The 22,990-nt window shown below is 62.8% G+C and carries 18 protein-coding genes; all 18 read left to right on the forward strand.

The window, feature by feature from the left end; translation table 11 throughout:
* Window positions 1-93: 93 nt before the first annotated feature.
* The 18 genes from GZ092_RS08870 to GZ092_RS08955 all read left to right on the forward strand — a co-directional run bounded on the left by GZ092_RS08870 (window position 94) and on the right by GZ092_RS08955 (window position 22,355).
* The gene (locus GZ092_RS08870; RefSeq protein ID WP_293636033.1) at window positions 94-1,845 is read left to right on the forward strand and encodes an AMP-binding protein; all 1,752 of its coding nucleotides are present in this window, start codon (window positions 94-96) and stop codon (window positions 1,843-1,845) included.
* 23 nt (window positions 1,846-1,868) lie between these two features.
* Window positions 1,869-3,476 (forward strand): carboxyl transferase domain-containing protein, encoded by a 1,608-nt coding sequence (locus tag GZ092_RS08875; RefSeq protein WP_293636034.1) that lies wholly within the window; start codon window positions 1,869-1,871, stop codon window positions 3,474-3,476.
* A 3-nt stretch (window positions 3,477-3,479) separates the two neighbouring features.
* Window positions 3,480-4,259 (forward strand): enoyl-CoA hydratase/isomerase family protein, encoded by a 780-nt coding sequence (locus GZ092_RS08880; RefSeq protein ID WP_293636035.1) that lies wholly within the window; start codon window positions 3,480-3,482, stop codon window positions 4,257-4,259.
* Between the two features lie 139 nt (window positions 4,260-4,398).
* Window positions 4,399-5,070: a DUF4126 domain-containing protein gene (locus GZ092_RS08885; protein WP_293636036.1), complete on the forward strand. Its 672-nt coding sequence runs from the start codon at window positions 4,399-4,401 to the stop codon at window positions 5,068-5,070.
* The gene (locus GZ092_RS08890; RefSeq protein WP_293636037.1) at window positions 5,063-7,075 is read left to right on the forward strand and encodes an acetyl/propionyl/methylcrotonyl-CoA carboxylase subunit alpha; all 2,013 of its coding nucleotides are present in this window, start codon (window positions 5,063-5,065) and stop codon (window positions 7,073-7,075) included. The genes GZ092_RS08885 and GZ092_RS08890 overlap by 8 nt, the downstream gene beginning before the upstream one ends.
* Before the next feature lie 18 nt (window positions 7,076-7,093).
* Entirely contained in the window at window positions 7,094-8,014 is a 921-nt protein-coding gene (locus GZ092_RS08895; RefSeq protein WP_293636038.1) for a glyoxylate/hydroxypyruvate reductase A, read from the forward strand.
* Window positions 8,015-8,220: 206 nt separating this feature from the next.
* Window positions 8,221-8,529, forward strand: coding sequence for a DUF485 domain-containing protein (locus tag GZ092_RS08900; RefSeq protein WP_293636039.1), 309 nt, complete (start codon window positions 8,221-8,223; stop codon window positions 8,527-8,529).
* Window positions 8,526-10,253: a cation acetate symporter gene (locus GZ092_RS08905; protein ID WP_293636040.1), complete on the forward strand. Its 1,728-nt coding sequence runs from the start codon at window positions 8,526-8,528 to the stop codon at window positions 10,251-10,253. Before GZ092_RS08900 ends, GZ092_RS08905 begins: the two co-directional genes overlap by 4 nt.
* A 100-nt stretch (window positions 10,254-10,353) precedes the next feature.
* On the forward strand, window positions 10,354-12,186 hold the full coding sequence (locus GZ092_RS08910) for a putative nucleotidyltransferase substrate binding domain-containing protein (protein ID WP_293636041.1): 1,833 nt from the start codon (window positions 10,354-10,356) through the stop codon (window positions 12,184-12,186).
* Between the two features lie 116 nt (window positions 12,187-12,302).
* Window positions 12,303-13,214 (forward strand): hydroxymethylglutaryl-CoA lyase, encoded by a 912-nt coding sequence (locus GZ092_RS08915; protein ID WP_293636042.1) that lies wholly within the window; start codon window positions 12,303-12,305, stop codon window positions 13,212-13,214.
* Complete coding sequence (locus tag GZ092_RS08920) at window positions 13,211-13,963, forward strand: YbaK/EbsC family protein (RefSeq protein ID WP_293636043.1); 753 nt, start codon at window positions 13,211-13,213, stop codon at window positions 13,961-13,963. The genes GZ092_RS08915 and GZ092_RS08920 overlap by 4 nt, the downstream gene beginning before the upstream one ends.
* Before the next feature lie 245 nt (window positions 13,964-14,208).
* Window positions 14,209-14,469 (forward strand): DUF4212 domain-containing protein, encoded by a 261-nt coding sequence (locus tag GZ092_RS08925; RefSeq protein WP_293636044.1) that lies wholly within the window; start codon window positions 14,209-14,211, stop codon window positions 14,467-14,469.
* 10 nt (window positions 14,470-14,479) lie between these two features.
* Entirely contained in the window at window positions 14,480-16,285 is a 1,806-nt protein-coding gene (locus tag GZ092_RS08930) for a sodium:solute symporter family protein (RefSeq protein ID WP_293636045.1), read from the forward strand.
* A gap of 156 nt (window positions 16,286-16,441) precedes the next feature.
* The gene (locus tag GZ092_RS08935; RefSeq protein WP_293636046.1) at window positions 16,442-16,801 is read left to right on the forward strand and encodes a hypothetical protein; all 360 of its coding nucleotides are present in this window, start codon (window positions 16,442-16,444) and stop codon (window positions 16,799-16,801) included.
* Between the two features lie 37 nt (window positions 16,802-16,838).
* Window positions 16,839-17,051: a hypothetical protein gene (locus GZ092_RS08940; RefSeq protein WP_293636047.1), complete on the forward strand. Its 213-nt coding sequence runs from the start codon at window positions 16,839-16,841 to the stop codon at window positions 17,049-17,051.
* Between the two features lie 2 nt (window positions 17,052-17,053).
* Window positions 17,054-19,816 carry a sensor histidine kinase gene (locus GZ092_RS08945; RefSeq protein WP_293636048.1) on the forward strand — a complete coding sequence of 921 codons (2,763 nt, stop codon included), beginning with the start codon at window positions 17,054-17,056 and terminating at the stop codon, window positions 19,814-19,816.
* The gene (locus GZ092_RS08950) at window positions 19,813-20,187 is read left to right on the forward strand and encodes a response regulator (protein ID WP_293636049.1); all 375 of its coding nucleotides are present in this window, start codon (window positions 19,813-19,815) and stop codon (window positions 20,185-20,187) included. Before GZ092_RS08945 ends, GZ092_RS08950 begins: the two co-directional genes overlap by 4 nt.
* On the forward strand, window positions 20,184-22,355 hold the full coding sequence (locus GZ092_RS08955) for an exonuclease domain-containing protein (protein ID WP_293636050.1): 2,172 nt from the start codon (window positions 20,184-20,186) through the stop codon (window positions 22,353-22,355). Before GZ092_RS08950 ends, GZ092_RS08955 begins: the two co-directional genes overlap by 4 nt.
* The last annotated feature ends 635 nt before the right edge of the window (window positions 22,356-22,990 follow it).

Below are 22,990 nucleotides of genomic sequence, written 5' to 3' on the forward strand. Positions count from 1 at the left end.
GCAACCATCGTGGCTTTTCCGGATGGTGCGGTTCGCGTTGGATGCGCCATACTGTCGCTGGCCGCGCGTGCCGGCGGTCGCAAGGAGACAACCATGAGCGAAGAACTTTCCGCATCGCGTCCCGCCGCCGCGTCATTCACGCCACCTTTCACGCGCAGCTACGCCCGTGGCGCCACCGATGTGCCCCTGATCGAGCAGCCCATAGGCGCATTTTTCGATGTCATCGCGGCACGCCAGCCCGACCACGAAGCGCTGGTCAGCGTGCATCAGGGCCGCCGCTACAGCTACCGTGAACTGCAGCGCGAGGCCAACCGCCTGGCCAGCGCGCTGCTGGGCCTGGGCCTGCAGCCCGGCGAGCGCGTCGGCATCTGGTCGCACAACAATGCCGAATGGGTGCTGCTGCAACTGGCCACGGCCAAGGCCGGCCTGGTCCTGGTGAACATCAACCCGGCCTACCGAACCGCCGAGGTTGAGTACGCGCTGAACAAGGTCGGCTGCAAGGCGCTGGTCACCATGGCCCGGTTCAAGACCAGCGACTACCTCGGCATGCTGAACGAACTGGCGCCCGAGTGGGCGCACGGCCTGCCCGGCCAGCTTGAATCCGTGACGCTGCCACATCTGAAAACCGTGGTCTGGATCGATGAAGCCGGGAAGGGCGACGACCAGCCCGGCTTGACGCGCTTTTCCAGCTTGGTCGCCAGCGGCAATCCCGATGACGCGCGGCTGGTTGAGATTGCCTCCACGCTGAAGGCCACCGACCCGATCAACATCCAGTTCACCAGCGGCACCACCGGTTTCCCCAAGGGTGCGACGCTGACGCACCGCAACATCCTGAACAACGGCTTTTTCATCGGCGAAGCCATGAAGCTCACGCCGGCCGACCGGCTGTGCATTCCTGTCCCGCTGTACCACTGCTTCGGCATGGTGCTGGGCAATCTGGCGTGTCTGACGCACGGCGCGACCATCATCTACCCGAACGACGGCTTCGAGCCCTTGAGCGTGCTGCAGACGGTGCAGGACGAGCAATGTACCGGCCTGCACGGCGTGCCGACCATGTTCATCGCCGAACTCGATCACCCGCGTTTTGCCGAGTTCGACCTATCGACCCTGCGCACCGGCATCATGGCCGGCTCGCCGTGCCCGACCGAGGTGATGAAGCGCGTGGTCAACGACATGAACCTGGGCCAGATCACGATTGCCTATGGCATGACCGAAACCAGCCCGGTGAGTTGCCAGAGTTCGGTCGATACGCCGCTGGAAAAACGCGTGTCCACCGTCGGCCTGGTGCAGCCGCATCTGGAGGTCAAGATCATCGACCCCGAAAGCAGCCAGATCGTCGCCCCCGGCGTGTCGGGAGAACTTTGCACGCGCGGCTATTCGGTCATGCACGGCTACTGGGACGACGCGCCCCGAACCAAAGAGGCGATTGACGCCGACGGCTGGATGCACACCGGCGACCTGGCCACCATGGACGCCGAGGGCTACGTCAACATCGTCGGCCGCATCAAGGACATGGTGATTCGCGGCGGCGAGAACATCTACCCGCGCGAGATCGAGGAATTCCTCTACCGACACCCCAAGGTGCAGGACGTGCAGGTCGTCGGCCTGCCCGACAAGCGCTACGGCGAAGAACTCTGCGCCTGGGTCGTCACGCGGCCCGGCGAAACCTTGAGCGAAGACGAGGTGCGCGAGTTCTGCAAGGGCAAGATTGCGCACTACAAGGTGCCGCGCTACATTCGTTTCGTACCCGGTTTCCCGATGACGGTGACCGGCAAGATCCAGAAGTTCAAGATACGCGACGAAATGAAAAACCAGCTCGGGCTGGAAGAAGACAAAACCGCCTGATACGCCTGAAAGAACACGGAAACATGACCACGCTCGAATCCAAACTCAACGCCCGTTCCGCCGACTTCCAGGCCAACGCCGCCGCCATGCGCGCGCTGGTCGACGACCTGCATGTGCAGCTTGCCAAGTCTGCCGCCGGCGGAGGCGAAGTGTCCCGCGCCCGGCACACGGCGCGCGGCAAGCTGCTGCCGCGCGACCGGGTGCAGATGCTGCTCGACCCCGGCACGCCGTTCCTGGAAGTCGCACCGCTGGCCGCGCTTGGCATGTACAAGGGCGACGCGCCCTGCGCCGGCCTGATCGTCGGCATTGGCCGCGTCAGCGGCGTCGATTGCATGATCGTCTGCAACGACGCCACGGTGAAGGGCGGCACCTATTACCCGCTGACCGTCAAGAAACATTTGCGCGCACAGGAAATCGCCCAGCAAAACAACCTGACCTGCATCTACCTGGTCGATTCGGGCGGCGCCAACCTGCCCAACCAGGACGAGGTGTTCCCCGACCGTGACCATTTTGGCCGCATCTTTTTCAACCAGGCGACCATGAGTTCGCTGGGCATTTCGCAGATCGCCGTGGTGATGGGGTCGTGTACCGCAGGCGGCGCCTACGTGCCCGCCATGAGCGACGAAAGCATCATCGTCAAGAACCAGGGAACGATTTTTCTGGGCGGCCCGCCGCTGGTCAAGGCAGCGACCGGCGAAGTTGTGACGGCCGAAGACCTGGGCGGCGGCGATGTGCACACGCGCCTCTCGGGCGTGGCCGACCACCTGGCGCAAAACGATCTGCATGCGCTGGCGCTGGCGCGGGCCTCGGTCAAGAATTTGAATAAAAATAAGGTTTCTGCGCATGCTGGACGGACATCAGTAGCTCCTGAATTCGTAGCAGAAGAGCTTTACGGCGTTATTCCTGTCGATGTGCGCAAGCCCTTCGACGTGCGCGAAATTATCGCCCGCATCGTCGATGGCAGCGAATTCGACGAGTTCAAGGCGCGCTACGGCACCACCATCGTTTGCGGCTTTGCGCACATCGAAGGCATGCCGGTCGGCATCATCGCCAACAACGGCATTTTGTTCAGCGAGTCGGCGCTCAAGGCGACGCATTTCATCGAACTGTGCTGCCAGCGCAAGATTCCGTTGGTGTTTTTGCAGAATATCACCGGCTTCATGGTCGGCCGCAAATACGAAAACGAGGGCATCGCCCGCAACGGCGCCAAGATGGTCACGGCCGTGGCAACGGCGGCGGTGCCCAAGTTCACCGTCATCATCGGCGGCAGTTTTGGTGCCGGCAACTACGGCATGTGCGGCCGCGCGTTTTCGCCGCGTTTCTTGTGGATGTGGCCGAATGCGCGCATCAGCGTCATGGGCGGCGACCAGGCGGCGGGTGTGCTCGCCACTGTCAAGCGCGACGGCATCGAGGGCAAGGGCGGCGCCTGGAGCGCAGAAGAAGAAGAAGCCTTCAAGGCGCCGATCCGCAGCCAGTACGAACACCAGGGCCACCCGTATTACGCCACCGCCCGGCTCTGGGACGACGGCGTGATCGACCCGGCCGACACGCGCCGCGTGCTGGCGCTCGGCCTGAGCGCATCGCAGAATGCGCCGATTCCCGAGACGAAGTTCGGCCTGTTCAGGATGTAAATGATGAGTGCCCTTCAAACCACCCAAGACGGCGCCGTGCTCACGCTCACGCTCAGCCGCCCCGACATCCGCAACGCCTTCAACGACGAGGTGATTGCTGAAATCACTGCCGCCTTTCAGGACGCCGCCAGCAGAGCCGAGGTGCGCGCCGTGGTGCTGGCGGCCACTGGGCCGGCCTTTTGCGCCGGCGCTGACTTGAACTGGATGCGCCGCATGGCCGACTACACGCGCGACGAAAACCTGCTTGATGCCGCCGCGCTGGCCGAAATGCTGCGCGTGATGTACGAATGCCCCAAGCCGACCGTCGCCCGCATTCAGGGCGATGTGTATGCGGGCGGCATGGGGCTGGTAGCGGCCTGCGACATGGCGGTCAGCGTCGACACGGCGAACTTTTGCCTGAGCGAAGTCAAGCTGGGGCTGATTCCGGCCACCATCAGCCCGTATGTGATCCGTGCGATGGGCGCACGCGCGGCGCACCGTTACTTTCTGACCGCCGAGCGCTTCGATGCAAAAGAGGCGCACCGCATCGGCTTCGTGCATGAGGTGGTCAGCGCCGAACAACTGGATGCCAAGGTGGCGGAATTGACAGGCGCGCTGGTCAACGCAAGTCCGAACGCGGTGCGCAGTTGCAAGACGCTGGTGCAGGAAGTGGCGGGCCGTGACATCGAGGCGCTGCTGATTGGCCGCACCGTAGAAGGCATTGCCGATATCCGCACCAGCAGCGAAGGCCGGGAGGGCGTGCAATCTTTCCTGCAAAAGCGCAAGCCGTCATGGCTCGCTTGAGGTTAATGATGCTTGCGCAAGCTCGTCCTTTTGTCCGTTCGTGCCAGCACTGGCCGCGGAACTGGCTTTGCCCGTCCGCAGGCGAGGCAGCCCCCTCGGGGGGCAGCGCAGTACGTGAAGGGACAAGCGTGGGGGTTTTATGAATGCACTTGACACCGCGCAACTTGTCGCCTTGGCTGGCGCCGTGGGCTGGGCCAGCGGCATACGCCTGTACCTGGTGCTGTTGCTGACCGGTCTGGCAGGTTACATGGGCTGGATGCAATTGCCGCAGGGGCTGCACCTGCTGGCCAATCCGGTGGTGCTGGGCGCCAGCGGCTTCATGGTGTTTGTCGAGTTTTTTGCCGACAAGATTCCGGGGCTCGATTCGCTCTGGGATGTGGTGCACACCGTCATCCGTATTCCGGCGGGTGCGGCGCTGGCGGCCGGCGTGTTCAGTGCCGACAGCGCTGCGATGAGTTTGGTAGCGGCTTTGGTAGGCGGTACGCTCGCTGGCACCAGTTTTGCCGCCAAGGCCACGTCGCGGGCGGCGATCAACACCTCGCCCGAGCCGTTCAGCAACATCGGTACCTCGCTGGTCGAGGACAGCCTGGTGCCGGCGGGACTGTGGCTGGCGGTCGCCCATCCCTTTGTCTTCCTGCCCGTGCTGGTCGTGGTGCTGGTGCTCAGCGTCTGGCTGATCCGCCTGTGTTGGCGCTTTTTGACCCAGCTGTTTTCCCGCGTGGCGCGTATTTTCAGCGGCAAGCCTGATCCCGGCTTGTCGCCTGCTTTTACCCTGAAGTCCCCTTTTTCAAAGAATGACCCTCATGTTTAAAAAAATCCTCATTGCCAACCGGGGCGAGATCGCTTGCCGCGTTGCCGCCACCGCTAGACGCATGGCCATCAAGACCGTGGCCGTCTATTCGGACGCCGATGCCAGCGCCAAGCATGTAGGCTATTGCGACGAAGCGATCCACATCGGCGGCAGCGCACCTAAAGACAGCTACCTGCGCTGGGAAAAAATCATCGAAGCGGCCAAGGCGACGGGTGCCGAGGCGATTCACCCCGGCTACGGTTTTTTGAGCGAAAACGAGGAATTCGCCCAGGCCTGCGCCAACGCCGGGCTCGTCTTTATCGGCCCGCCCGCGTCCGCCATCAAAGCGATGGGCCTGAAAGCCGAGTCCAAGCAACTGATGGAAAAAGCCGGCGTGCCGCTGGTGCCGGGTTACCACGGCGCGGACCAGGACCCGGTCATGCTCCAGCGCGAAGCCGACCGCATCGGCTACCCGGTGCTGATCAAGGCCAGCGCAGGCGGCGGCGGCAAGGGCATGCGGGCGGTGGAGAAATCCGAAGATTTTGCAGCGGCGCTGGCCTCCTGCAAGCGCGAAGCCATCAACAGCTTTGGCAATGACACGGTGCTGGTTGAAAAATACGCACAGCGCCCGCGCCATATCGAAATCCAGGTGTTCGGCGACATGCACGGCAACTACGTCTATCTGTTCGAGCGCGATTGCTCGGTGCAGCGGCGGCACCAGAAGGTGCTCGAAGAAGCGCCGGCACCCGGCATGACGCCGGAAATGCGCGCCCAGATGGGCGAAGCCGCCGTGGCCGCTGCCCGTGCTGTGAACTATGTGGGCGCAGGCACGGTGGAATTCATCGTCGAGCAGCGCGCCGACGGCAGCATGAATTTCTTTTTCATGGAAATGAACACGCGCTTGCAGGTCGAGCATCCGGTGACCGAAGCCATCACCGGGCTGGATTTGGTCGAATGGCAATTGCGTGTGGCATCGGGCGAGCCGCTGCCGCTGGCGCAAGACCAGCTGAAGATCAACGGCCATGCCATTGAAGCGCGCATCTGCGCCGAGAATCCGGACAACAATTTTTTGCCGACCACCGGCACGCTGCATGTGTACGACAAGCCGGTGTGCACGGCGTTTGAACGCGCGGACTTGAGCAACGCGGGCATTGCGGTCCGCATCGACGACGGCGTGCGTCAGGGTGACACGATTTCGCCGTTCTACGACTCGATGGTCGCCAAGCTCATCGTGCATGGCCAGACACGCGAAGAAGCGCTGGCCCGCATGGACGAGGCGCTGGCGCAGACCCGCATCGTCGGACTTTCTACCAACGTACAGTTTTTGCGCTATGTGGTGCGCAGCCCGTCGTTTGCCGAGGCCAATCTGGACACGGCCCTGATTCCGCGCGAAGAAGCCGTGCTGTTCAAACAGGAGCCTGTCGGCTTGCCGATGGCGGCAGCCAGCGCGATTGCCCAGACGCTGCTGAGCGAAAAAGCCGCTGAAGGCAGCGACCCGTTCAGCCGCCGCGACGGCTGGCAAACGCATGGCGTCACGCAGCGGCCCTTTGAATTTGACTTCAAGGGCGAGCCGGCTAAAGCCACCTTGACTTACGGCCATGACGGCGCTTTGCAACTGGCTGTCGGCGACGTGTCGGGGCCGCTGGTGTTTGCCAAAAATGCGCATGGCATCGACATTCAGTTCGCCGGCCAGCGCCTGACGGCAACGGTCTACACCCAGGGCGAGGTTGATCATGTTTTTACCGCGCGTGGCGCGACCCAGATCACGGCGATCGATTTGCTGGCGCATGCCGGCGAAAGTCACGCTGAAGGCGGCCGCCTGACTGCACCCATGCCCGGCAAGATATTGTCGTTCTCGGTCAAGGCCGGCGACAAGGTCACCAAAGGCCAGCCGCTGGCGGTGATGGAAGCGATGAAAATGGAGCACACGATTGCCGCACCCGCCGACGGCGTGGTCGAGGAACTGCTGTACGCCCCGGGCGACCAGGTGACCGAAGGGTCGGAACTGCTCAAAATAACGGTCTGAAATTAACGGGAATCCTGAATGCGCATCAGTTTTTGCTGTACCGGTACCAAAGCCCAGCCCTGGCTGGATGGCTTGCATGCCGCCTTTCCCGGCGCCGAGGTGGAAGTCTGGTCGGCGGGCAAGCCTCCTGCCGACTATGCCGTGGTCTGGACGCCGCCACAGCAGTTTATCGACGAGCAAACGCAACTCAAAGGCATCTTCAACATTGGCGCCGGTGTCGATGCGTTGATGACACTGCGCTTGCCATCCGGCATACCGGTCGTTCGGCTGGATGACGCCGGCATGTCGGTGCAGATGACCGAATACGTCTGCCATGCGGTGATCCGGCATTTTCGGGAATTCGACGGCTATGAGTCAGATGCCGCGCAAGGCAAATGGACTTACCGAAAACCCCGGATGCGCCAGGATTTCCCGGTCGGTGTCATGGGGCTGGGTATCCTGGGCGAGCGCGTCAGCCGGGCGCTGGCGCAATTCGAGTTTCCGGTTCAGGGCTGGAGCCGCAGCGCCAGGACGATTCCCGGCGTGCAATGCTTTTCAGGCGAGGCCGGCTTCAACGATTTTCTGGCGACCAGCCGCATCCTGGTGTGCCTGCTGCCCCTGACGCCGGACACTGAAAACATCATGCGCCACGATACGCTGGCCCGCCTGCAGCCGGGCGGCTATGTGATCAACGTGGCGCGGGGGCACCACCTAGTGGACAACGACCTGATGGCGCTGATCGACAGCGGCCACCTGGCCGGCGCCACGCTCGATGTCTTTCGCACCGAGCCGCTGCCGGCTGAGCATCCTTTCTGGACGCATCCGAACATTACCGTCACCCCGCACACGTCGGCCCGCACGCTGCGCGAGGAAAGCATTGCGCAGATTGCCGGCAAGATCCGTGCGCTCCAGCGCGGCGAACCGGTGGCCGGCGTCGTCAATCATCTGCGCGGCTACTGATACGGCGGGGTTTGGCAGGGCAGGCCTTGCCCATTGCAGGACAAGCGTGCTGCTTTTTGCCTGAACCTTCGCCGACGAAGTTTCGGGTTTTCCGCTGCTTGCATTGCAGGCGACTACAGGGTAAGTGCCTAGTCGCCGAGTAAGTAGGCGGTAAGTCCTCCTCCTTAATCTTCATCTCACGAAATTTACTCAGAGGAGATAGTGATATGGATGATGATTTGGTCCAACGGATTGCAAGAAATCCAAAATACCAGGAGCTCAAGGCCAAGCGCACCAGCTACGGCTGGTGGCTCACGCTGGCGATGATGGTCGTGTACTACGGCTTCATCCTGCTGGTGGCCTTCAACAAGCCCTTTCTTTCCCAGCGGATGGGCGAGGGCGTGATGACCATAGGCGTTCCCATCGGCTTTGGCGTGATTGTCTTCACCATCGTGATCACGGCCATTTACGTCCAGCGCGCGAACAAAGAGTTCGACGACCTGACGGCAGAAGTGACCAAGGCGGTGCTCAAATGAATTTCAAATCCGACAACGTGCGGCGCATCCTGACGCTGCTGGCTTTGCTTGGCGTATCGGCTGCGGCCTGGTCCGCCGGCGCAGACCTGGGCCAGGCTGAAAAGCAGCCCACCAACTGGACAGCCATTGGCATGTTCGGCGGCTTCGTGGTGCTGACGCTGTTCATCACCAAGTGGGCCGCGTCCAAGACCAAGTCAGCTGCTGACTTCTACACCGGCGGCGGTGGCATCACCGGCTTTCAAAACGGCCTGGCGATTGCCGGCGACTACATGTCGGCCGCGTCCTTCCTGGGTATTTCCGCTGCCGTGATGGCCAGCGGCTTTGACGGCCTGATCTACTCCATCGGCTTTCTGGTCGGCTGGCCGGTCATCACCTTCCTGATGGCCGAGCGCCTGCGCAACCTGGGCAAGTTCACCTTTGCCGACGTGGCGGCTTTTCGCTTCAAACAGGCGCCGGTCCGCATTTTTGCGGCATCGGGCACGCTGGTCGTCGTGGCGTTCTACCTGATCGCCCAGATGGTGGGTGCGGGCCAGCTGATCAAGCTGTTGTTCGGCCTGGAGTACTGGATCGCCGTGGTCATCGTCGGTACTTTGATGATGGTGTATGTGCTGTTCGGCGGCATGACCGCCACCACCTGGGTGCAGATCATCAAGGCCTGTTTGCTACTAGGGGGCGCCAGTTTCATGGCGATCATGGTGCTCTGGCACTTCGGTTTCAGCCCTGAAGCCATGTTTGCCGGCGCGGTGGCGATCAAGACCGATCTGGCATTGAAAGACGGCAAGACTGCCGAAGCCGCCGCAGCGCTTGGACAGTCCATCATGGGCCCGGGCAACTTCGTGAAAGACCCGATCTCGGCCATTTCCTTCGGCATGGCGCTGATGTTCGGCACCGCCGGCCTGCCACACATCCTGATGCGCTTCTTTACCGTGCCAAGCGCCAAGGAAGCGCGCAAGTCGGTGATGTGGGCGACCGGCTGGATCGGCTACTTCTACCTGCTGACCTTCATCATCGGTTTTGGCGCCATCACCTTCGTGCTGACCAACCCGTCCTTCCTGGACGCCAAGGGCGCCCTGCTCGGCGGCGGCAACATGGCGGCTATTCACCTGGCCAACGCCGTGGGCGGCAACGTGTTCCTGGGCTTCATCTCGGCGGTGGCGTTTGCCACGATCGTCGCGGTGGTCGCTGGCCTGACGCTGTCGGGTGCCTCTGCCGTGTCGCATGACCTGTACGCCACCGTGATCAAGCAGGGCAAGGCCGACAGTGCCTCGGAACTGCGCATCTCCAAAATGACCACTGTCGCCCTGGGCGTGATTGCCGTGGTGCTGGGCATTGCCTTCGAGAAGCAGAACATCGCCTTCATGGTGTCCCTGGCTTTTGCCATCGCAGCGTCAGCCAACTTCCCAGTGCTATTCATGTCCGTGCTGTGGAAAGACTGCACCACACGCGGTGCGGTGATTGGCGGCTTCCTGGGCCTGATCTCGTCGGTGGCGCTGACAGTGGTGTCGCCTTCCGTGTGGGAAGCCACGCTGGGCAACCCCAAGGGTTCGGCGCTGTTCCCTTACGCTTCGCCGGCCTTATTCTCGATGACCATCGGCTTTCTGGGCATCTGGCTATTCTCCATCATGGACAACAGCAAGCAGGCCAAGATCGACCGCGCTGGTTTCCTGGCGCAGCAAGTGCGCTCTGAAACCGGCATCGGCGCTTCGGGTGCATCCGGCCACTGAGGATGTTTGCCTGACCAGGCGGGCTCTCGGCCCGCTTGGCGATAATTCAAAAGGACTGCAGGACCATTGCCTGCAGTCCTTTTTTCATGGGATGCCCGCCATGCCGGACGATTTTTCAGAACCCTTTTCTTTCGATGCGCCACCTTTTGACTGCCTGAGCCCGGAGCAGCAAGCGCTGGTGCGGGGCAGCCTGGGCCGGGTGTCTTTCCCGAAGGGTGCGGTGATTTTGACGCCCGACATGGACCCTGCATATGTGTATGTGCTGCTCAAGGGGCATGTGCAGCAAATGGAAGCGGGCGAGGTGGTGGCGGTCTATGGGCCGCCCGATTTTTTTGCCTTTCGCGCGGTGATGGCGGGCCGCGCCAGCGGCGTGCTGCAGGCGCTGGACGAGGTCGAGGCCTGGCAGTTGCCCGGTGCCACGGCGCGGGCGCTCATTGCAGGCAACGCCCTGTTCAGCGCGCTGGTGTTTGCCGACCTGTCGCAGCGGCTTTCGGCTGCGGCAGAAAACCGCAAAAGCCGTGAATTCCTGTCGTTGATGATGGTCCGGGTCAGGGACGCCTACATTCGCAAGCCCTTTTTTGTTGATGGCGGTCTGGACCTGGTGTCGGTCTGCCGCCTACTGTCGGCGCAGGGGCTGGGCAATGCGCTGGTGCGCGATACCCACGGCGGCATGCAGCGCATCGGCATGTTCACCACCACCGATTTGCGCGATGCCCTGCTGAGTCCGGTGCCGCCGCATGCGCTGGCCGTGCGCGAGGTCGCGCAGTTCACGCTGGTATCGGTTCAGGCCGGTGCAGAACTGTCCGAGGCCTTGCTGGCCATGATTCGCCATCGCGTGCACCGCGTGCTGGTGCGCGATGGCGATGCTATTTTGGGCGTGCTGAGCCAGCTCGACCTGATGAGCTTTGTGTCCAACCATTCGCACCTGGTGGCGCTGCAGGTCGAGCAGGCCGTCTCCATCGACGAGTTGAAGGCTGCTGCCTTGCAGATGGACGGGCTGATTGCGCTGCTGCACAGCGGCGGCGCCCGGGTCGAGCTCATTTCCAGCCTGGTAAGCGAGCTGAACCAGCAGATTTTTGCCCGCCTGTGGTCGTTTGTCGCGCCGGCCGAACTGGTGGCCAACAGCTGCCTGATCGTGATGGGCAGCGAAGGCCGTGGCGAGCAGATACTCAAGACCGACCAGGACAATGCCCTGCTGCTGCGCGACGGTTTTGTGTGCGCCGAACTGCCGCAGAGCGTGCAGCGTTTCAACCAGGCCCTGACCGGGTTTGGCTACCCGCCCTGTCCGGGCAACATCATGGTGACGAATCCGCTGTGGTGCCAGCCGCTGGCCGGCTTTCAGGACAGCATCCTGCAATGGCTTTATGGGGCCGATGTGGAAGGGCCGATGAACCTGGCCATCTTCATGGATGCCCGGGCCGTCGCTGGCGACGCGTCGCTGCTCCGGCAGGCCAGGAGCTATGCCCACCACATCATGGCCGGCAGCGATGCATTTTTTGCCCGTTTTGCCGCCGCCATTGACCAGTTCAGCGAACCAGGTGGCTGGTGGGTGCGCCTGGCCACGCTGCGCGGCCGCGAAGAACAGGTGTTCGATCTGAAAAAGCTCGGCACTTTTCCCATCGTGCATGGCGTGCGTTCGCTGGCGCTTGAGCATCGGCTCGACGAGGTTGGCACGGCAGCCCGCCTGCAGGTGCTGGTGAGCCGCCAGCATATTCCGGCCGATCTGGCCCGCGACCTGATCGACGCGCTGTATTTCCTGATGGGCGTCAAGCTCAAAAGTAATCTTCGGCAAAAACAGCTGGGGCAACCGCTTGACAACCTGTCGCATTTGTCCAGCCTGGGAACGCTGGACCGTGACCTGCTGAAAGACTCGCTGGCCATCATCAAGCGCTTCAAGCAGCACCTGCAATTGCGCTACAAGCTTCCAGGCTGAAACCGTTTTGCCGTCCATGCAAACGCTTCGCCGACCCTGCTGCCTGTCCTGAATACGCAGGCCGCATTCATCGCAGACCCGGTTTTTGCGATACTTCAGTCCAGAAGGAACCCCCTATGAAACTCCCCGCCCATGTCAAACTTGTCGATGTCGGCCCGCGCGACGGCCTGCAAAATGAAAAGCAGCCGGTGCCCGCCGCCATCAAGATCGAACTGGTCCACCGCCTGCAGGACGCAGGGCTGAAAAACATTGAAGTCACCAGCTTCGTGTCGCCCAAATGGGTGCCGCAGATGGCCGACAACACCGAGGTGATGGCCGGCATCCGCCGCCAGCCGGACGTGTGCTATTCGGTGCTGACGCCCAACCTCCAGGGATTCGAGGCATCGCTGGATTCGCAACCCGACGAGATCGTGGTGTTCGGCTCCGCCAGCGAGGCTTTCAGCCAGCGCAACATCAATTGCTCGATTGCCGAAAGCATCGAACGTTTCCGCCCGGTGGTCGAAGCCGCGCGTGCCCGGGGCATCCATGTGCGGGGCGCGATGTCCTGCACCGTGGGCTGCCCGTACGAGGGCGAGATTGCGCCCGAGCGGGTCGAGATGCTGGCGCGCCTGATGAAAGGCATCGGCGTGCAGCATGTCGGCGTGGCCGACACCATCGGCGTGGGCACGCCGCTGAGGGTACAGCGCGCTTTGGAGGCGACCTTGCGCCACTTCGACATCGACGACATCTCGGGTCATTTCCACGACACCTACGGCCAGGCGCTGGCCAACACCCTGGCCAGCCTGGAAATGGGCGTGTGGCAGTTTGATACGTCGGTTGCAGGGTTGGGCGGCTGCCCTTATGCCAAGGGCGCGACGGGCAACGTGGCCAGCGAAGACGTGGTCTATTTGCTGCATGGCCTGGGCATAGCCACCGGCATCGACCTGGACAAACTGATCGACGCCGGCCAGTTCATCAGCGATTTTCTCGGCCGCAAATCCGGCTCGCGCGCCGGCACAGCCTTGTTCAACAAACGGGCATCTTCATGATGTGTGGCGCAGAAATCCTGGCCTTGCCCGAAGGCGTGCAGCGGGTGGCTGCGGTGCTTCGGGCCAGCGGACATGCGCATGCCCCTGTCATGCTGAGCGATGCCGCCCGAACCGCGCAACAGGCGGCCGATGCGCTGGGCGTGTCGGTCGGCCAGATTGCCAAAAGCATTGTGTTTCGCCGCAAGCTGGATGATGCGGCCGTGCTGGTGGTCACGTCCGGCGACCAGCGCGTGGACGAGAAAAAGGTCGAGGCGCTGGTGTGCGCTGGCAAGCGGCTGGGCCGGGCCGATGCCGCGTTCGTCAAGGCACGCACCGGGTTTTCAATTGGCGGCGTGGCGCCGCTTGCCCATGCCTCGCCGGTGCTCGTGCTAATCGACCGGTCGCTGTTCCGGTTCGATGAACTCTGGGCGGCAGCCGGCCATCCGCACGCGGTGTTTCAACTGTCTCCCCTGGCGCTCGAGCGCCTGACGCACGCCGTAGTGGCCGACTTGGCCGTCGATCAGGATGTGGAAAAGAAAGCGCTGAGCCATGCCATTGCCCTGGTCACGCTGCGTGCACAAATGGTGGAAGACGGCGCCGATGTTCCATCACCCTGCATATCGATCTGCCGCATGAATGCCACGACAGCGCTGTGCGACGGCTGCTTTCGCACGCGCGACGAAATTGCCGCCTGGAGCGTCGCGGACGACGCCGGCAAGCGCGCCGTCTGGCGCACGATTGGTCAGCGCATGCAGACCTTGCAGAACTGACGAAGCCGCATCCGGAGTGATTTCCGGGCGCAACAAGCAGGCGGTTGCCAGGAACTTTTAATGTAAAAAGTGTTAATAGGTGTTTTCCCGGAATGCCTAGGGGTTAGCCCGGAATCTCGATTTCTTATCAGTTAGCTGTAAGGAATCAACGCGAAAGTGAATCCGCATTGCCTGGCGATGGCCATGGTCGGTGTTCGTTCAGTGGCTTGCGCCGCTGGTTTCGTTGCCTTAAAAAAGGGGATTTCATGAAGGAAGACTTAAGTAGTCAAGCCTACTGGAAAGCCACGCTGGCCCTGTTAACCAAGATCATGATCATCTGGTTTCTGGTCTCGTTTGGTGCCGGTATCTTGTTTGTCGACTGGTTCAACAAGATTCAGCTGGGCGGCTATCCGCTGGGCTTCTGGTTTGCCCAGCAAGGTTCCATCTACATCTTCATTGTGCTGATTTTTTATTACGCCAAGAAGATGAACGACCTTGACCGTCAGTTTGACGTACACGAAGACTGAGGGCATCAAAATGGATCTTCAAACCACTATTTACCTTTTTGTCGGCCTGAGCTTTGCGCTCTACATCGGCATTGCCGTGTGGGCGCGCGCTGGCTCGACCAGCGAGTTTTATGCGGCTGGCGGAAACGTTCATCCGGTGATGAACGGCATGGCCACCGCTGCCGACTGGATGAGCGCCGCATCGTTCATTTCCATGGCCGGTCTGATCTCCAACATGGGCTACGGCGGCGCGCTCTTCCTGATGGGCTGGACCGGCGGCTATGTGCTGCTGGCCATGCTGCTGGCACCCTACCTGCGCAAGTTCGGAAAGTTCACGGTGCCGCAGTTCATCGGCGACCGTTTCTACTCCAAGAGCGCCAGCACGGTGGCCGTGGTGTGCCTGCTCATCGCATCGCTGACCTACATCATCGGACAGATGACCGGCGTAGGTGTGGCGTTCTCGCGCTTTCTCGGCGTATCGAGTGAAGTCGGTATTTATGTCGGCATGGCGATTGTGTTTGCTTACGCCGTATTCGGGGGCATGAAAGGCATCACCTACACCCAGGTCGCCCAGTACATCGTGCTGATCCTGGCCTACACCATACCTGCGATCTTCATCTCGCTGCAACTGACAGGCAATGCATTTCCGCAGCTGGGGCTGGGCGCAAACTATGCTGGCAGTGATGTGTCGCTGCTGTCCAAGCTGGATTCGGTGGTGACCGACCTGGGCTTTGGCCAGTACACCACGACAACCGCCGGCAGCACGCTGAACATGTTCATGTACACACTGTCGCTGATGATCGGAACTGCCGGATTGCCTCACGTCATCATGAGATTCTTTACCGTTCCTTCGGTCAAGGATGCCCGCAGTTCTGCCGGCTGGGCGCTGGTGTTCATCGCCATCCTCTACACCACGGCACCCGCCGTGGCGGCCATGGCCAAGCTGAACCTGCACGCGACGGTGAATACCGCCGTGAAGACGGGCGGTGACCTGTATGCACCTGAAGCCAGCATCCTGAACGAGTCGCGCCCCGACTGGATGAAGCGCTGGGAAAAAACCGGTCTGCTGAAGTTCGAGGACAAGAACGGCGACGGCCGCATCCAGTACTACAACGACAAGAGCCAGAACGCAGCGGCGACCGCCAAGGCAGCGGCTGCCGGCTGGAAGGGCAACGAGCTGACGGTCAATCCCGACATCATCGTGCTGGCCAATCCTGAAATTGCGCTGTTGCCCAACTGGGTGATTGCGCTGGTGGCGGCGGGCGGCCTGGCCGCTGCGCTGTCCACGGCGGCGGGCTTGCTGATGGCGATTTCGTCAGCGGTGTCGCATGACCTGGTGAAAAACATCTTCATGCCCGGCATCAGTGAAAAGGGTGAGTTGATGGCGGGCAAGGTGTCCATGGCGGTGGCGATCGTGGTGGCCGGCTATCTGGGACTCAACCCGCCGGGCTTCGCCGCAGGCACGGTGGCGCTGGCCTTTGGTATTGCTGCCAGCACATTGTTCCCGGCCATCATGATGGGCATCTTCAGCAAGAAGATGAACAAGGAAGGCGCCATTGCCGGCATGCTGGCCGGCCTGTTCATCACGCTGTTCTATGTGTTTGCGCACAAGGGTATCTTTTTCATCAAGGGAACCGACTTTCTGCCGATGATCGGCGGCGCCAACAGCTTTTTCGGCATCACGCCGGAAGCTTTCGGTGCGGTCGGCGCCATGGTGAATTTCGGGGTGGCCTACCTGGTGGACAAGGTGACCAAAGAGCCGCCCGCGCATATCCAGGCGATGGTCGAAGCAGTGCGTATTCCGCGCGGCTCCAAACTGGTCACTGGCAGTCATTGAGCCTGACCCGCCACGATTTGATGCGAATCCCTTTGCCCGTTCAGGCGGGCAGGGAGTGACAATGGAGGCCCTGCTGGCTGTGCTGGCAGGGCCTTTTCTTTTCAATTCAACCGCTTCGGCACTGCATGGTGCAGCGCCGGTTTCAGGGAGTGCTGCATGGTTTTTGATTTCAGCGTTGCCTTGACGTGGATTCTTTTTCTGGCGCTGTTCCCGATGGCGTTTTACTGGCTGCGCCGGGCCTGGCGCATTCTGGTCAGGCGTGATTTTTCCGAGGTCGCGCTCAAGGGTGGCCAGTCGCCGCCACATCCGGAAAAGTTTGCGCCTTACGAAATGGCGGTCAACCTGGTCGCCGGTACCGTCGTCGTGGTCGTCATCGTCGCTGTGTTGCTCGGGCAACTGGACTACGCCACCTGGTCGGCCATTGCCGGCAGCACCATCTGGTGCAAGTTTTTTGCTGACTTCGCGCTGTCCCGCCACGCCCATGCAGGCGTCGCCAAAACCAGCACCAAGAACTGATCTGCATCAACCCGGCTAACGGGACAAGGAGACGCTGGTGTTCAAAGGACTGGGTGCGCAACGACTGCTGGCCTTCTTTGCTGGCGGCTGGCTTTTGTTCAACTTTCCCTTGCTGGGCTTGTGGGACCGGGACGCCATGCTCTGGGGCATTCCGCTGTTTCCTGCCGCGCTGTTCATTCTCTGGGCGCTGCTGATCGCCGTGCTGGCCTGGCAGATGGAGCGGCCGGGCCAGACGCATCCGGACGATTAGGCATGCTGTCGCCTGTCTGGGTCATCGGCGCCTCGCTGGCCTACCTGCTGCTGCTGTTCGCCGTGGCGTACTACGGCGACCGGCGGGCTGCCGAGGGGCGCTCGATCATTGCCAACCCCTGGACTTACGCGCTGTCGCTGGGGGTGTACTGCACCGCTTGGACCTACTTTGGCAGCGTCGGCCGGGCGGCATCGGGCGGCGTGTGGTTCCTGCCGATTTACCTCGGGCCGACGCTGGCCATGGTGCTGGGCTGGATGGTGCTGCGCAAGATGATCCGCATTGCCAAAACCTTTCGCATCACGTCGATCGCCGACTTCATCGGCAGCCGCTATGGCAAAAGCCCCCTGCTGGCCGGGCTGGTCACGCTGATTGCCGTGGTCGGCCTGGTTCCCTATATTGCCCTTCAGCTCAAGGCCGTGTCGGCAGGCTATGGACTGCTGACCGCGCCTGCCGGCACCACCGCGTCGGGGTCGCCGCCCTGGATGCAGGACAGCGCTTTTTATGTCGCGCTGGTGCTGGCCGGTTTCACCATGGTGTTTGGCGCCCGGCACCTGGACGCCACCGAGCGGCACGAGGGCATGGTGGCGGCCATCGCCTTCGAGTCGGTGGTCAAGCTGGTGGCCTTCCTGGCCGTCGGCCTGTTCGTGGTCTATGGCCTGTTCGACGGCCTGGCCGACCTGTTCGCCCGCGCCCGGGCCGTTCCGGCGCTGCAAAGCCTGGTGCGGCTGGAGCAGGGTGCCGAGTTTGCCTGGACGCAATGGTTTGCGCTGATCTTGCTGTCGATGCTGTCGGTGTTGTTCCTGCCGCGTCAGTTCCAGGTGATGGTGGTGGAAAACGTGCGCGAAAGCCACCTGCGCCGCGCGGTCTGGGTGTTTCCGCTCTACCTGCTGCTGATCAACCTGTTCGTGCTGCCGATCGCGCTGGGCGGGCTGCTGTACTTTGGCGCCAGCCCGATGAACCCCGAGAACTTTGTGCTGTCGCTGCCGCTGGCTGCCGGCCAGCATGGGTTGGCGCTGGTCGCGTTCATTGGCGGCCTGTCGGCGGCCACCGGCATGGTGATTGTCGAGACGATTGCCGTGTCCACCATGGTCAGCAACGAGCTGGTGCTGCCCCTGCTGCTGCGCTCGCGGCACTTTCACGGCGGCGCCGGGCACGACCTGAGCCGCCTGCTGCTGGGCATCCGCCGCGCCGCCATCCTGGGCGTGCTGGTGCTGGGCTATGTGTACTTTCACCTGGCGGGCGAGGCTTATGCGCTGGTCAGCATCGGCCTGATCAGCTTTGCCGCCGTGGCCCAGTTCGCGCCGGCAGTGCTGGGCGGGCTGTACTGGAAGGGCGGCACCCGGCTGGGCGCGCTGACGGGCTTGCTGGCCGGATTCCTGATGTGGGCCTACACGCTGATGCTGCCGTCAATTGCCAAGTCAGGCTGGCTCGGCACCGACTTCCTGACACTGGGGCCCTGGGGCATCACACTGCTGCGGCCCGAGCAGCTGCTCGGCCTGCAGGGCCTGGACGGACTCACGCATGCGCTGTTCTGGAGCCTGCTGGTCAACGTGGGCGCCTATGTCGGCCTGTCGCTGTGGCGCGCGCCGTCGGGGCAGGAAGCCAGCCAGGCGCTGCTGTTTGTCGATGTGTTCCAGCGCACCGCTGCATCCAGTCCGGTGTTCTGGCGCGGCCAGGCCAAGGTGCCCGATTTGCTGCGCCTGTGCGAGCGCTTCATGGGCGCCGCCAAGGCCAGGTCCTTGTTCGCGTCCTATGCGCGCACGGCCGGCGTGCGCCAGGGAGAGAGCATCCGGCCCGATGCCCGGCTGGTGCAGTTTGTCGAAACCCAGCTGGCTGGCGCCGTCGGCAGCGCCTCGGCCCGGGTGCTGGTGGCCTCGGTCGTTGAAGAAGAAGTCCTCACGCCCGAGGACGTGCTGCGCATTCTCGATGAATCGTCGCAAATTCGCGCCTATTCGCGTGAACTGGAAGAAAAGTCGCATTCGCTGGAACGCGCGACGGCCGAGTTGCGCCAGGCCAACGAGCAACTCAAGAGCCTGGACCGCCTGAAAGACGATTTCATGTCCTCGGTCACGCACGAGCTGCGTACGCCGCTGACCTCGATCCGCGCGCTTGCCGAGTTGATGCGCGACGACGCCGGCATGGACTTGGCGCAGCGCCAGCATTTCATGCTGATCATCGTCTCGGAAACCGAACGCCTGACGCGCCTGGTGAATCAGGTGCTGGACATGGCCAAGATCGAGTCGGGCAACGCCGAGTGGCACAACGCCGAGGTGGACCTGGGCGCGCTGCTGTCCCGGGCCGTCGAAACCACCGCCGAAATGTTCCGCGAACGGCAGTGCGAGGTGCAGCTGCACCTGCCCCCGCACGTGCCGCACTTGCGGGCTGATCCGGACCGCCTGTTGCAGGTGGTGCTGAACCTGCTGTCGAACGCCGTCAAGTTTGTCCCGGTGCCCGGCGGCCGGGTGGTGGTCAGCCTGGCCAGCGATGTCAGCGGCCTGACAGTGCGCGTGCTGGACAATGGGCCCGGCGTACCGGCAGAACAGCAGGGCCTGATTTTCGAGCGCTTCCGGCAGGGCGGCGATGGCCTCAACCGGCCGCAGGGCACCGGCCTGGGCTTGCCGATCAGCCGCCAGATCGTCGAGCATTTCGGCGGGCGCCTGTGGCTGGAGGCCGCCAGCGGGCAGGGCGCCTGCTTTGCGTTTCACCTGCCCTGGAACGCGCCCGTGCCGCAGGCGCCAACTACAACAAGAGGAGACAAGACATGAGCTTGACAATACTGGTGGCCGACGACGAGCCCAACATCGTGATCTCGCTTGAATACCTGATGAAGCGCGAAGGCTACACCGTGCTGGTGGCTAGAGACGGCCAGGAAGCGCTGGACATGATTGCGCGTGACCGGCCCGACCTGGTGCTGCTCGATGTGATGATGCCCAAAAAATCCGGCTTCGAGGTTTGCCAGGCGGTGCGCGCCAGCGAGGAACTGCAGGCCACCAAGATCCTGATGCTGACCGCCAAGGGCCGTGACACCGACCTGGCCAAGGGTCTGGCGCTGGGCGCGGACGCCTACATGACCAAGCCGTTTTCCACGCGTGAACTGGTGCAGAAGGTGGCTGACATGCTCGGCGTCCAACCATGAAGCAGCCCGACCGCAGGCTGATGCTGGCGATCGCCGCTGTCGGGCTGGCCCTGGCCGCCTGGCTGGTCGTGAGCGGGGCGCTGGTCTGGTCCACGCTGGCACCTGACGAGCGCGAAACCGTGGGTGCGGTGCTGGGGCCGCGCATCGCCCTGCTTGGCATGAGCTGGCTGGCGGCGCTGGCGGGCGTGGCGTACGGGATGCATCGGCTCTACCTGCGCTACGCCAGCGCTCCGGTGCGCCTGCTGGAAGCCACCCGCGTGCTGCTCGCCGCCAGCGAAGCGCATCAGCTCACGCCCCAGGGCAGCACCGAACTCCGCGCACTGGCCGGCAGCATCAACGAACTGGCTGGCCAGCGCGACCGCCTGCGCGAAGACATGGCCGAGCAGATCGCTTTGGCCAGCCGCAACGTGCAGCAGGAAAAAAATCGCCTGGCCGCGCTGATGGCCGAGTTGACGCAAAGCGTGGTGGTCTGCAACCTCGACGGCCGCATCCTGCTCTACAACAGCCGCGCCCGGCTGCAGTTTCGCGCCCTGTCGCAGGCGCCGACACTGGCCGATGGCGCCGAGCTGATGGGCATCGGCCGCTCGATTTACGCCGTGTTCGACCGCCAGCTGGTAGCCCATGCGCTGGAAACCATCCACCAGCGCCTGCGCCGGGGCGCGGCCAGCCCGTCGGCGCAGTTTGTCACGGCCACCCGCTCCGGCCAGCTGATCCGCGTGCAGATGGCGCCAGTGCGCGACCCGGCGACAGGCGCCGGGCCGGACGCCGGCATCAGCGGCTTTGTGCTGATGCTGGACAACGTGACGCAGAGTTTCGAGGAGGCCACGGTGCGCGACCAGCTGCTGCACGGCCTGACCGAGGGCAGCCGCTCGTCCCTGGCCAACATGCAGGCGGCGGTGGACATGCTCGGTTACGCCGACCTGGAGCCCGAGATGCGCGAGCGGTTTCTGCGCGTGGTGCGCGAGGAAGTCAGCGCCATGAGCATGCGCATCACCGACCTGGTGCAGCGCTCGACCCAGGGGCTCAAGACGCGCTGGCCGCTGGAGGAAATGCTCGGCACCGACTTTGTCACCGCCGCCCAGCGCCAGATCGAAAGCCATTGCCAGCGCGGCGTGGCGGTCGAAGGCGCAGATGCCAGCCTGTGGCTCAAGGTCGAAAGCTTCACGCTGCTGCAGGTACTGACCTACCTGGCGAGCCGGCTGGTCGATGAATTCGACGTGAAGTTTTTGCAGCTGCGGTTGCAGCAGGTGGGCCAGCGCGCGCAACTCGATTTGATCTGGTCCGGCCAGGTGATGAGCACCGAAACCGTCATGGCCTGGGAAATGGACCCGATGCGTTTTGGCACACAGAGCACGCCGCTGACGGTACGCGACGTGGTCGAGCGCCACGGCGGCGAGATGTGGTTCGAGCGCGAGCGCGTGCGGCACCAGGCTTTTTTCCGTTTCCTGCTGCCGCTGGCCAGCAAGCAGGAGCAGCTCGAAGCATCGCAGATCATGCAGAACGAGAGCCGACCCGAATACTACGATTTTGACCTGTTCCAGGTCAGCGAACAGGCCAGCGCGCTTGATGACCAGCTGCTCTCGTCGCTGTCCTTTACCGTGTTCGACACCGAGACCACCGGTTTGAGTCCGTCGCAAGGCGACGAGATCATCCAGATCGGCGCGGCCCGCATCGTCAACGGCAGGCTGCTGCGCCAGGAGTCGTTCGAGCAGTTGGTGGACCCGGGCCGGCTGATTTCAGCCGCCTCGATTCCCATCCACGGCATCACGCAGGATATGGTCACCGGCCAGCCGACGATTGCCGAGGTGCTGCCCGCCTTTCACGCGTTTGCGCAGGATACGGTGCTGGTGGCGCACAACGCGGCCTTCGACATGAAGTTTTTACAGTTGCAGGAGGCGCGCACCGGCGTGGCCTTCCACCAGCCGGTGCTCGACACGCTGCTGCTGTCGGCGGTGGTGCATCCGAGCCAGGAATCGCACCGGCTCGAAGCCATTGCCGGGCGTTTCAACATCACCGTGCTGGGCCGGCACACGGCGCTGGGGGATGCCATGGTGACCGCCGAAGTGCTGCTGCGCCTGCTGCCGCTGCTGCAGGGCATGGGCATCCACACCTTGCGGCAGGCGCGGGAGGCGGCGCAGGAAACCTACTATGCGCGGCTCAAGTATTGAGTTTTTTGCAGCTGCTGATGTTTGCGGGTTGATCGCTGCGGTTTTTGTACTTTGGCTTTGGGTAGGTTCTTCTGTGGTCTGAGGGGTGAGCGCCTTCCCGGCGGGGGGTAACTTTCTTTTCGGGCAAAAAAGAAACTCACGAAAGAAAGTTGCCTGGGGATCGGGTTAGAGCTGAGCGCTCTGACGGGCCATCGCTTCGCTGGGCCCTGGGCACCTGGAGGTGAGGGCTGGTAGCCATGCCGGAGGCTGGCTGGTTCTACCGCTCGTTCGCCAACAGCTTCACGCTCTGCTTGATCTGGTTTGCTTACGCTGCGCACATCAGCGCTGTTCCATTAAGAATTTCTTCATCAGAAGCGCAACTGCTCAGCTTTGTCAGGGTAGGTCGGATTAGCCGCAGGCGTAATCCGACAAAGTAAAGACGCAAATCGCCGATGTCGGGTTACGCCTGCGGCTAACCCGACCTACGAAACTGCCAGCAGTCTTTGAAACATCAATGAAACGGTCAAGCAGAGCGTGAAGCTGTTGGCGAACGAGCGGTCGAACCAGCCAGCCTTTGACAACGCCACCAGCCCTCAGATCCAGGTGCCCAGGGCCCAGCGAAGCGATGGCCCGACAGAGCGTTCAGCTCTAACCCG

This window comes from Polaromonas sp., assembly GCF_010365105.1.
Classification (GTDB): domain Bacteria; phylum Pseudomonadota; class Gammaproteobacteria; order Burkholderiales; family Burkholderiaceae_C; genus Polaromonas.